General features: G+C 46.1%; 7 protein-coding genes. All 7 read left to right on the top strand.

Annotation, left to right across the window (positions count from 1 at the left end; genetic code table 11):
- Positions 1-4 precede the first annotated feature (4 nt).
- Positions 5-1,837 (top strand): glycosyltransferase family 2 protein, encoded by a 1,833-nt coding sequence (locus GT575_RS01515; protein WP_161171350.1) that lies wholly within the window; start codon positions 5-7, stop codon positions 1,835-1,837.
- A gap of 28 nt (positions 1,838-1,865) precedes the next feature.
- Entirely contained in the window at positions 1,866-4,436 is a 2,571-nt protein-coding gene (locus GT575_RS01510) for a polysaccharide pyruvyl transferase family protein (protein ID WP_015534595.1), read from the top strand.
- A gap of 5 nt (positions 4,437-4,441) precedes the next feature.
- Entirely contained in the window at positions 4,442-5,542 is a 1,101-nt protein-coding gene (glf, locus tag GT575_RS01505; RefSeq protein WP_015534596.1) for a UDP-galactopyranose mutase, read from the top strand.
- Between the two features lie 227 nt (positions 5,543-5,769).
- Positions 5,770-9,567, top strand: coding sequence for an EAL domain-containing protein (locus GT575_RS01500; RefSeq protein ID WP_243147803.1), 3,798 nt, complete (start codon positions 5,770-5,772; stop codon positions 9,565-9,567).
- A gap of 97 nt (positions 9,568-9,664) precedes the next feature.
- Positions 9,665-11,095 carry an MBOAT family O-acyltransferase gene (locus GT575_RS01495; RefSeq protein WP_161171348.1) on the top strand — a complete coding sequence of 477 codons (1,431 nt, stop codon included), beginning with the start codon at positions 9,665-9,667 and terminating at the stop codon, positions 11,093-11,095.
- A 12-nt stretch (positions 11,096-11,107) separates the two neighbouring features.
- Complete coding sequence (locus tag GT575_RS01490) at positions 11,108-12,550, top strand: DHHW family protein (protein WP_161171347.1); 1,443 nt, start codon at positions 11,108-11,110, stop codon at positions 12,548-12,550.
- Positions 12,551-12,586: 36 nt separating this feature from the next.
- Positions 12,587-12,754, top strand: a complete 168-nt coding sequence (locus GT575_RS01485) for a hypothetical protein (protein ID WP_161171346.1) — start codon at positions 12,587-12,589, stop codon at positions 12,752-12,754.
- Positions 12,755-12,771 lie beyond the last annotated feature (17 nt).

The following is a 12,771-nucleotide window of genomic DNA, read 5'->3' as shown; positions in this document are numbered from 1 at the left end:
GATAATGTTACAGAATGTGAAGTTGCAGAATGTGATGCTGCAGATGAATCTGGATGTGAACTTGATAGAGTATCCTGAATTCAGCGCCATTGGAAAGGGAGAGGAATCACCATTTATATACGACTCAGAGAAGAAATGTCATGTTGTTGAGAAGCTCACAAAGGTTAATTTCATGAGCTATTACAACTGCATTCAGGTAAAACGCTGGTCAGAGTATACAGGGGTAAAGAACTTCAAGCTCCACCTCACAATGAAGGGAAAAGCTACAATATCCGTATATGCAATATATTCAGCATCCGTTGCGGTTACCTACAATCCACTTGTATCACAGGTAGTTGAGAGTGATGAGGTTTCAGAGGTGGTTGTGAACATACCAGAGACAGATAAGGCTCTTGTAGGTTTTTATATGGATACCCTGGAAGATACAGAGATATACAGCGGATACTATTCTGCTGACATCGAGGAGGACAGAATAAGAGATGTAAATATCTCTCTTGTCACAACAACATTCAAGAAGCAGGAATATATCAAGCGTAATATAGACCTCATCAAGTCAAATGTACTCTATGATGGAAGCGACATCAAGGGACACATGTTCGTACATGTCATTGACAATGACAGAGAACTCGATCCATCAGAGCTCGACAGTGAGGATCTCAAGGTTTATATGAATAACAACGTAGGTGGAGCCGGCGGTTTCACCCGTGGAATGATAGAGGCACTGGAGCTTCCAAAGAAGCCTACACATGTACTCCTCATGGATGATGACGTTATGGTCATGCCAGAGAGTTTGTTCAGAACATATTATCTGCTCAGACTCCTCAAAGACGAGTACAAGAAGTGCTTCCTGAGTGGAGCCATGTTCGATTACGACATACGCCAGAAGCAGTATGAGGACGTGGGATTTGTCCACAAGGCAGACGGATCATACGGTCCGGTCAAGTCAGCTATGGATATGAGGCTTCTCAAGAACATAGTTGCAAATGAGAACTACAGTTTCAATGTCGATGATGCATATGCAGGCTGGTGGTACTGCTGTATACCTGTGGAGCACATCGAGGACAGAGGCTTACCACTTCCGGTATTTGTCAGAGGTGACGATGTAGAGTTCTCACTGAGAAATAAGCCGGGATTTATAGCACTTAATGGTATCTGTATATGGCATGTGGGATTTGCAGGCAAATTCAACGCCGCCATGGAGCTTTATCAGGTTCACAGAAACAGTTTTGTTATCCAGGCGGCAAGCGGAATATGCCAGGATGTGGATTTCCTTGCGAGAGTAAAGGGAATGTTCTGGAAGGATATAACCAGATTTGCATACAACAATGCTGAGCTGCTCATAGATTCCATTGAGGATTACCTCAAGGGACCAGAGTATATCATGCATCTTGACGGAGAGCAGAGCCTCAAGGAGCACAATGCTAAGAACGAGAAGCTTGTGCCGCTGGCAGAGCTTGGCTATGCAGGGGATCTCCCTACAGATCCATACAAGTATGAGAGTCTTAATCTGTTCCGCAAGGCAATGTATGTGCTCACGATAAACGGACATCTTCTTCCAAACTTCATGCTCAGAAGAACACCGTATATCATCGCGTACGACTGGTTCTTTGTTCCGGGAAAGAATTACATGAAGAAGACTCTCGTTGCCGTGAACAAGAACGGTGGAACAGGAGTCAGAAGAACAATCAACAGAAAGCGTTGTTTTGCGCTTATAAAGAGATATAGAAAAGTATTGGCTAAATACAAGAAGACACATGTGGAAGTTGAGCAGGCTTACAGAAATGCATTTGACGAGATGAAGACAACTAAGTTCTGGAAGGAATATCTGCATATATAAAGTGATATGGAAGGAGTATCTTTAGGGTATGGCTACTATTAAAGGTATAAAAAACCGTTTGGCGGCTGCGGGAAGAGCACTGGGGGGAGATTACACCTCAGAGAAGAACGGTTCGAAGCCAAAGGATAAGCTCAAGGCGTCCCAGCGAGTAAATGCGGCGCAGAGGGCGATGAGCGGTGATTACGCTCTCAGAGACGGCAAAAAGCCTGTTGTAAAGGTCGAGCCTGCTGAGATCAGGATGAATAAGGTATTCACCACGAAGGAAAAAGCAGAGCCTGAGATCAAAGTGTTTGAGAAGCAGGAGAGTGCCAGACAGAGAGAAGAAGAGCGAGTAGAGTGGAGAAAGAAAGCGGTGAGACGCGACAGCGACAAGACAGTCGGATGCATACATCCTGATTACTGCTGTGGCTGCGGCGCGTGCTACAGTGTATGTCCGGTAAATGCTATAAGCATGAAGTATGATTCAGAGGGATTTCTTGCTCCTGTAGTGGATCGCAGCAAATGTACAAACTGCGGTCTGTGCAGAAAGATCTGTCCATCTATAAATCTTGAGTATAAGAACACTGTCGAGCCTGCATGCTATGCGGCATATGCAGACGATGAGATAAGGGCAAAGAGTTCGTCAGGTGGAATATTCACACTGCTGGCTGAGTATGCATTTGAGCAGGGTGGAGCTGTATGCGGAGCAGGATACACAGACGATTTCAAGGTTGAACACTTTATCATAGAGAGCCCGGATGATCTGGACAAGCTCAGAAAATCCAAGTATGTTCAGGCTGATGCATCGAAGGTGTATGCGGACGTTAAGAAGATACTCAAGGAAGGCAGAGTGGTAGTATTCTGCGGATGCGGATGTCAGGTCGCAGGACTTTACGCAACACTCAAGAATGTGGATATATCAAATCTCTACACAATAGATCTGATGTGCCACGGCGGCCCATCGCCAAAGCTGTTCGATGATTATCTGAACAAATACCACGGCAAGGATCAGGGCAAGGTTGCTGATGTTGGATTCAGAGACAAGGACTACTTCGGCTGGTCTACAGAGATGACTGTAAAGTACACTGACGGAACAGTTTATCACAGAACAAGGACACAGGATCCATATTACAGAGCATTCCTTCCTTGTATATCGACGAGAAAGTTCTGTGGACACTGCGCATATGCGAAGCTTCCGAGAACAGGTGATATAACACTTGCAGATTTCTGGGGAATCCAGAAGTACAACAGAGATTACACTGACGGCAAGGGAACATCCATTGTGTCAGTCAACAGTCCACAGGGTGAGAAGATATATGCTGCCATAGCAGACAAGCTGCTCCTGAACAAGGAGATACCTTGTGATGATGTACTCAAGACAGGACAGCCATTTGACCACTGCTTCAAGAATCATCCTGCCAGACAGAGATATTTTGAGCAGATAAAGAATGGCTCATCCATGGAGAAGGCATACGATTATGCCATAAAGGACAAGTACGATGTAGGTATATATGGCGTGTGGTTCGGTGCAAACTACGGAAGTGTTGCTACCTATTACGCACTTCACGAGATCATCAGATCATTTGGTCTGTCAGTGCTCATGATAGACATGCCTGCAGCCAAGACCGGAGCCGGCAAGCCTGACACCCATGCGAGAAGATTTGCAAAGGCACATTACCATGAGAGCAAGAGATACACACTGAAGGATATGAGGGAGCTCAATTCCAAGGTCGATACATTCATCATGGGATCAGATCAGGTGTGGAACAGAGGTATAAGCAGAGGCTTCGGCTTCTCATTCTATTTCGATTTTGTTGAGCCGGATAAGAAGAAAATCGCATTCTCTGCATCATTTGGACATGACAGGGATTTCTGTAATGTACAGGACAGGGAGACGATATCTGAATACATGAGACAGTTTGATGGAATATCCATTAGAGAGACCAGTGGAGTTGAGATCTGTAAGGATGTGTATGGAATAGATGCGGTGAGAGTTCTCGATCCTGTATTTGTTGCAGACAGAAAGGTATTCGATTCACTGGCAGACAAGGCAAAGAAGAAGCACGATGGCAAATATATGCTTGCATATATACTTGATCCAACTCCGGAGAAGAGAGCCGCAGTGGTTGAGGTTTCAGAGAAGCTCGGCCTTGAGGTAGTTGTTCTTCTGGACGGACGTCCAAAGGACCCGGTGAAGAACCGTCAGATCATGGATATGGACGACAAGATCGTCGACGACATAACAGTCGAGGACTGGCTGAACTATTTCAGAAATGCAGATTTCGTTCTCACTGATTCATGCCACGGAATAAGCTTCTCACTTGTATTTGAGACAAACTTTATCGGACTTGCAAACAGTGCAAGAGGAATGACAAGATTTGAATCCCTCGTGGATGTATTCCAGGTGAGAGATCATTACGTTCAGGATGCGGCAGACATTCTTGGAAATGATGAGCTGTTGAAGCCTGTGGATTACGACAATGTTAATAAGATACTTATGTCAGAGAGGGAGAGATCCCTTGCATGGCTTAAGGAAGTATTGTTCAGACCTAAGGAGTTTGAGGGTTATAGAGCATATCCAATTATAGATAAGAGATTGGCGGAAGATAAGGAGGATTAAGTAACATGGCAAAGTATGATTACCTCATAGTAGGAGCCGGATTATTCGGCGCAGTATTTGCATACGAGGCAGGCAAGAGAGGCAAGAGCTGTCTGGTTATAGACAAGCGTCCACATATTGCCGGCAACATTTACACAGAGCAGGTGGAGGGTATAAATGTTCACAAGTATGGCGCACATATATTCCACACATCTGACAAGAAGATCTGGGAGTATGTAAACCAGTTTGCAGAGTTCAACAACTACATTAACTCACCTGTAGCTTCATACAAGGATGAGCTGTACAACCTTCCATTCAACATGAACACATTCAGCAAGATGTGGGGAATCAAGAAGCCTTCAGAGGCAAAGGCAATCATCGAGAAGCAGATCGCAGATCTGAACATTGGAGAGCCAAAGAACCTTGAGGAGCAGGCACTCAAGCTTGCCGGTACAGATGTGTATGAGAAGCTTGTCAAGGGATACACAGAGAAGCAGTGGGGAAGACCATGTACAGAGCTTCCTGCATTCATTATCAAGAGACTGCCTCTGAGATTCATATACGACAACAACTACTTCAATGACCGTTTCCAGGGAATCCCAATGGGCGGATACACACAGATCATTGAGAAGATGCTTGAGGGCGCTGAGGTCAAGACTGACACAGATTACTTCGATTTTATCAAGGAGAATCCTGACATCGCAGACAAGACTGTATACACAGGTATGATCGATGAGTTCTTCGGATTCCAGTACGGACCGCTTGAGTACCGTTCAGTAAGATTCGAGACAGAGGTACTCGATGAGGAGAACTACCAGGGAAATGCTGTTGTGAACTACACACACAGAGATGTTCCATACACAAGAATAATCGAGCACAAGCACTTTGAGTTTGGAAAGCAGCCAAAGACAGTTATCAGCCGTGAGTATTCAGCAGAGTGGAAGCCGGGCGTAGAGCCATACTACCCTGTAAACAACGACAAGAACAATGCGCTTTACGAGAAGTACAAGGAGCTTGCAGAGACACGCAAGGATGTAATATTCGGCGGAAGACTTGGACAGTACAAGTATTATGATATGGACAAGGTAATCGCAGCAGCACTTGAGTGTGTTGAGGCAGAGTTCTAATCGTGAGATAGAGCATATTATAAAGCCATACAAAGGGACGCATACCGGAATACAGATTTTTCGTATATGCGTCCTTTTTGCGTGCCGGAAGCATGGGTGATACGGCAAAATAAAAAAGATATACACTTTCGACAGAACGTGATAGAATTATACTAATTATGGGCATGTTATTTGGTGGATACGATGCCCAGGGGGTAAAAATTAAAAGGGTAAAGGGTGTATATGTTATGACAAGGAAGAGGATTGCGGTACTGACAGCCCAGGCTGATGAGTACACCCAGGGTAGATTCCTCTCGGGGTTTTTTGAGAAGGCATTTCAGCTTGATTATGATGTGTGCGTGTTCTCAATGTATCTGAAGTATCAGGATACAGCTAGCAGAGAAGTGGGGGACGCCAACATATTCAACCTGATAGAATTTGACAAATATGATGCGGTGGTCATATGTACTGACAGGATCAGGACGCCGGGAACAGAGGAGGGACTCCGGTGGCGTGTGGAGCATGAGTTTGATGGCCCGGTACTGATAGTCGGCGACGAGATAGAAGGATATAAATCCATAAATATTGATCACAGAAAGAATATATGCGGGCTTATGGATCATCTCATAGAAGTGCACGGATACCGTGATATAGTGTTGCTTGATGGCTGGGAGAATACTGCCAATTCCGAGCTGAAGAAGCAGGGATTCTTTGACAGCATGAAGAGTCATGGTATCGATGTGGATGAATCGTCGGTCTACTATGGCAATAACTGGTTTGACTCAGGACGCCAGACCGCAATGGAGATAACAGAGAACAGAGACAGACTTCCACAGGCTGTGGTGTGTGCCAGTGATCACATGGCACTGGGGCTGGCGGCTGAGCTGGAACAGAGAGGCGTGAGGGTCCCTGAGGATATAGCGATAACGGGATATGACGCTGCGGAGACGAACGATGACAGAGTCATACCGCTGACATCGGTTGATATACCTGCAAAGGTTGACGGCGAGTACGCCGCAAAATGGATAGACGCAGAGATAAACGGAAGATCTCTGGAGAACTATAGGAGCAGTGCGTCTATACACTGGGGAAAAAGCTGTGGATGTGAGCAGTGTACGGAGAAGCCGGGAAAGAGAGACGTGACGGCATGGGATATGAACGCTCAGCCGAGAAGCTATGGTTCATACTATAACCATATGATGGAGGATCTGTTATCCCAGAGAGATTACAGGGAATTCTACAATACCATATTCCAGTATGCCCACACGGATGGCAACATGAGCAGTTTCAGTCTCTGCCTGAATGAATATTGGAAGTTTCCTGAGGTCATGATGGGGTCAAATGCACTGAGAGTCGGATACACGAAGAATATGTACAGGGTCATCAGAAGCTGCGGTGATGGAGACGGTGCGATAGATTTCGATGACTGTTTTGACGTGTCCAGACTGATACCTGAGCTGGATGCAGACAGGGACAGACCTGAGGCTTACATATTCACTCCACTCAATTTCGACGACAGATGTTTTGGATATGCGGTTGTGAGCTATGGAAGCGAGTGCAGGGCGTACGATATTTCATATAGCACATGGATCAAGCAGATCATGCAGGGCATGGAGGCGTTCTACAGACAGGCGAGTCTTCAGAAGCTTCTGGACAAGGTCAATGCATCGCAGATCCGTGATGATCTGACCGGAGTGTACAATTATAACGGATTTATGGCGAGGTGCAGGGATATGTGTAACGATGCCGTTGCACATGGCAGGAGCATTGAGCTGCTGGCTATAGATATAAAGGGACTGGGACAGATAAATGCAAGTCTCGGCAGAAAGGTCGGGGACGAGGCCATACAGGCACTTGCCAGAATGATCTCGGCATCCCTTGAGAAATCCGACGTATGTATGAGAATGTGTAACGATGAGTTCATCGTGGCATATCAGGTGATGGGAGATGCGGAGGATCACGCAGACGCCATAGTTAAGAGTGTGGAGAGCCGTACCAGGGAGTTTAACAGAAAAAATGGCGACAATTTTGTCATGGAGATATGCTATGCGGTGGACAGACAGATGGTTGCGAATGCGGAGGCTCTGGACAACTATGTGAACGCACTCATAAGCAACAAGAACAATGCCAAGATGAAGGCGTACATTGAGAGCACGAGAAATGCAGAGCTGTCACAGGAGGATATAGAGAAGGACAAGCTTGCCACGGAGATTCTTGACAGGAATCTGCTCACATATCATTTCCAGCCTATAGTTAATGCCCGCACAGGTCAGATCTATGCCTATGAGGTGCTCATGAGATCGGCAGGAGAGCAGTACATGTCTCCTCTCGACATAATACAGAGTGCTGAGAGACTTGGACGTCTGAGCGATGTGGAGAGAGCCACATTTATCAATGTGTTGAGACTCGTTGAGGACAAGCGAGAGGAACTTGAGGGCAGAAAGATATTCTTTAACAGTATACCGGGCTGCAGGCTGTCGGAGGAGGACACCGCTGTCATAGAGAGCAAACTTAGGGAATTTGGTGGACAGGTGGTCGTGGAATTCACCGAGGAGGCTGAGATGAGCGACCAGCTACTGGATCAGATAAAGGACAAGTACGGCAGGATGAACATAGAGACCGCCATAGATGACTATGGCTCAGGTTATTCAAATGTCAACAATCTTCTCAGATATATGCCGCGTTACGTGAAGATAGATAGGATGCTCATGACAAATATACATGAGGATCCGCAGAAGCAGCATTTTGTTAAGGATATTATAGAATTTGCGCATGACAATGATATCGTCACTCTGGCGGAGGGCGTTGAGCTGGATGTTGAACTCAAGGAGGTCATCAGACTTGGCGCAGATCTCATTCAGGGTTACTACACGGCGAAGCCTTCACCGGAGGCGATTGCCGAGATAGATAAGAGGATCATAAACGAGATAGTCCAGTACAATCAGAACGAGATCACAAAGTATGGCAAGAAGACCTATGTCATAACCGATGAAGACGAGATATCGATGGTTCAGCTTGCATTTAACAAATATACGGCGCTTGATTTCAAGAAGATAGATGACCAGTACAGGTACGTCAACATGACAGGTACACCGGGCTTCAAGTCCAACATGCTGATAACCATAGGAGACGGCTTCAGAGGCGAGCTCAGGGTGGACAGCATAAGCCTTGGAGGAGAGAAGGGCATACCTTGTATAAAGATAGAAGACAACTGCGATGTCAGGATAGTCCTCACCGGGGACAATGAGCTGCGCACAGGCGGTATACAGGTAGCCGAGTCGTCAAAGCTCGAGCTTGCGGGAGATGGAGATCTGAGGATCACCCTTGCGGGTGGCAGATACTTTGGAATAGGAAACGATTTTGCGTCGAGACACGGAGATCTGTATTTCAATCAGGATGGAACGCTGTCCATAACGGCCACCGGAATGAGGGGCATTGGAATAGGATCCGGCCTTGGCGGTAATATATATATTGGACACGGACGATACGAGATAGATCAGAGAGGTCAGGAGGGTGTGATGATAGGCTGTATGGACAGCGACTGCACTCTTCACATAGAGAACTGCGACATGGAGATATACAATGGAATCGCCAGAAGTGTATCCATAGGCTCATATAACGGAAGCGCGGATATAGCTATTGACAATATATCCGGCAAGATATCCGGGGCATCCATCTCTACAGCAGTCATAGGAACCATGAATGGAAAGTCCTGCAGGGTTGCCATGAAGAATATCAATATTACCATGAACATCAGGGCAAATGAATGTTATGGTATAGGCTGCCGTGAGGGCGATACGGACGTCAGCATACAGTACGCTTACGTCAAGGTGGTGGCACAGGGCAAGGATGCCTACGCCATGGGTAACAGCACCCACACCGCCAGACTGGAATTCTCCAACTCGGATATCAACACACAGGTGATCAACAGTGTGGGAACTGATATAGGTGCAGAGGAGAAAAATATCGTGATCGGTAACGGCAGAGTGAGCTTCATGGTGAACGGAATATCAAAGAACAGGGAAGTGCAGATGGCCGATCTGTAGGCGCCTATTCCGAAGCGTACAGTTAATCATTATTAATATTGTGTTGTTGACTGTTGTGAAGTATAATACAGCCGATTGACATGATGGGAGAATATTTATGGTTTTTTCGAGTTTAATATTTTTGTTTGTTTTTCTCACTGCAAACCTGATAGCATATTTTGCGGTGAGCCCTGAGAAACGCAATAATGTATTGCTGATATTTTCACTGGTGTTCTATGCCTGGGGAGGCCCGAGATATCTTCTGCTCCTGGCGGGAGAGACTCTGGTGAGCTGGCTGTTTGCCATTCGCATAGATGAGGCACGTGCCGGATATACTAAGAGATCTGAGAAGTTTTATCTTGTGTGTGACCTTGTGATAATGCTTGGCTGTCTTGCGATATTCAAGTATCTGGGATTTTTCCTCGGTAACATAAAGGCAGTGTTCGGCGTGCCGAAGACCGTGCCTGGAATAGCTCTCCCAATAGGAATCTCTTTCTATACATTCCAGCTCATATCATATGTGGTGGATGTGTACAGGAACGAAGTCAGACCACAGAGAGAATACTGGAAGCTCCTTCTGTATTCAAGTCTGTTCCATCAGTGTATAGCGGGACCTATCGTCAGATATGAGACCGTTGCTGATCAGATAGACAACAGGAAGATAACAGCGAACGACATATACATGGGACTGAGAAGATTTTCAGTCGGACTGGCAAAGAAGGCGATACTGGCCAATTCCTGTGCCAGCATAGCCGACACCCTGCTCCCGGCGGGAGTAGCGAGCCTCAAGGCTCAGACGACACTTGGAATGTGGCTTGGAATGATAGCGTATATGCTTCAGATATACCTTGATTTCTCAGCATACTCAGACATGGCCATCGGAATGGGAAGGATGGTAGGTTTCCACTATGATGAGAACTTTAACTACCCATATATGGCTACATCGGTAAATAATTTCTGGAGGAGATGGCATATATCACTCAGCTCATTCTTCAGGGATTACGTATATATACCGCTTGGCGGCAACAGATGCAGCACAGCGAAGTACATCCGCAACATGGCTATCGTGTGGTTTCTCACGGGAATGTGGCACGGAGCAAGCTGGAATTATATATTCTGGGGAATTTATTATCTGGGCTTCCTCCTTCTGGAGAAGTTTTATCTGGGCGGAAGACTCGGCCCTGTGGCATCCCGAATATATACGCTGCTCGTTATCCTGTTCGGATGGACCATATTCAGATTTGAGAGCCTTCGTGAGCTTGGAACAGTGCTTGCGGGAATGTTTGGAATAGGAACATCGGGATTTGCAAATATGGCACTTGGAACAATATTTGTGAAGAACATATTCTTCCTGATATTTGCATGTATTGCGTGTACGGATCTGGGCAAGAGACTCAGAAAATGGGCTATAGAAGTTGGAAAGGTCAACCCACTTGTATTCAACGTGTTCAATGTAACTGAGATGATAACACCGGTACTTATGCTCGTGATCTCAGTGCTGGCGCTTGTGGGTGCAAGCTATAATCCTTTCCTGTATTTCCAGTTTTAATGGGTGATTTTTATGAAGAGAAGATATACCAGAAGTCAGAGACAACAATTAAAGAAATTCAGAACTCTGGGTGTTCTTATATTTGCCGCAGTTATGGCGATAGGAGCATTTATCGGTCTGCTGTTTTTTGTCAGACCTAAGAAATCCATGATGGAGAAGAGGACACTTGCAAAGTTTCCGTCATTCACCATAACGTCATTCCTCGACGGATCATACTTCGAGGACGTGTCACTGTGGTATTCTGACACATACCCTATGAGGGATAAGCTTGTGTCGGCTGACCAGAGCCTTAAGAAGCTGTACGGAATACAGCTCGGAACGCAGGTGGTTGGAGGAAATGCCAAGGGCGATGAGATACCTGATGTGGACAAGAGTGCGGTGACCGCCACTCCTGATGATGCAGGCAAGGCGACAACTGAGAGTACCACGGAGGTTACGACAGAGGATCCTGAGATAGGACTTCCTGCGAGTCTGACATCGAAGAACAAGCAGGATGCGACAACTGAGAGCGGTTCGGTCCAGACGGTCGATCCACCAGATTCAAAGGCTATGGACAATGCGTTCCAGAAGCAGCTTCAGGACAACCTGTATGTGAAGGATGGTTCTGCGTACAGCCTGTACTATTTCGTTCAGGACTCCGCAACAGAATATATAGATGCTATCAACAATGCAGCGGCACAGCTCTCGGGCCAGACAAATGTGTACGATATTCTTGTGCCGAACAATTCAGGTGTCCTGCTATCGGATGACGAGCTGGATAAGCTTGGCGGTTCCGATCAGAAACAGGCGATAGAGTATTACTATGGCATGATGAATGGCGTGAAGACGGTCGATATATTTGACACGTTAAAGGCGCATAAGGATGAATATATATTCTTCAGGACAGATCACCACTGGACCGCGGATGGCGCGTACTATGCGTATGAGGATTTCTGCAAGACGAAGGGCATAACGGCCATTCCACGTGACAAGAGGAAGACGGATACCTTCAAGGGATTCCTCGGAAGCTTCTACAGCACCCTGCAGAACTCTGACATGAAGAATAATCCTGATACGATATACGCCTACGAACCGATAGGAACAAATGACATGACCTACTGGAACGAGGATGGCTCGGAGCAGAAGTGGAATGTCATAATGGATGTGAATGGATGGGATAAGGGAACCATGTATTCTACATTTGTGGGCGGTGACACGCCGATGGCAGTGATAGAGAACCCGAAGGTGACAGACGGTTCATCGTGTGTAGTAATGAAGGAGTCCTACGGAAATGCATTTATTCCATTTCTCGTGGATCACTACTCCAAAATATATATCATAGATTACAGATATTCACAGGTAAACATCCTTGACTTTGTGAAGAGCAAAAAGGTCAATGATTTTATCTGTATAAATAACATATCTCTCATAGGAGATAAAGATGTGGCGGCTACTATAAGCAGTCTGCTGCACTAGGGCATAATCGGAGGATTTGCAGACAGATGCCCGGAGATGGTCAACAGATATATGGAGACTGCTTCTGAAGGTACCAGAGGATTGTTCATGTTCTGCACCATAGATAATGGCAAGGATGTGGATGTGTTCCAGGCGCTTGCAACTGTCGACAGACTTCTCTATCAGGAGAAGCGTGCAAAGAAGCTTCGCCGGATGGCTGAGTAAGACAGATATAAAAGACA

It is taken from the genome of Coprococcus sp. BIOML-A2 (assembly GCF_009875795.1).
Lineage (GTDB): Bacteria > Bacillota > Clostridia > Lachnospirales > Lachnospiraceae > Coprococcus > Coprococcus aceti.
The sequence above is the reverse complement of the archived record's forward strand: the minus strand, read 5'-3'. Positions and strand labels throughout refer to the sequence as shown.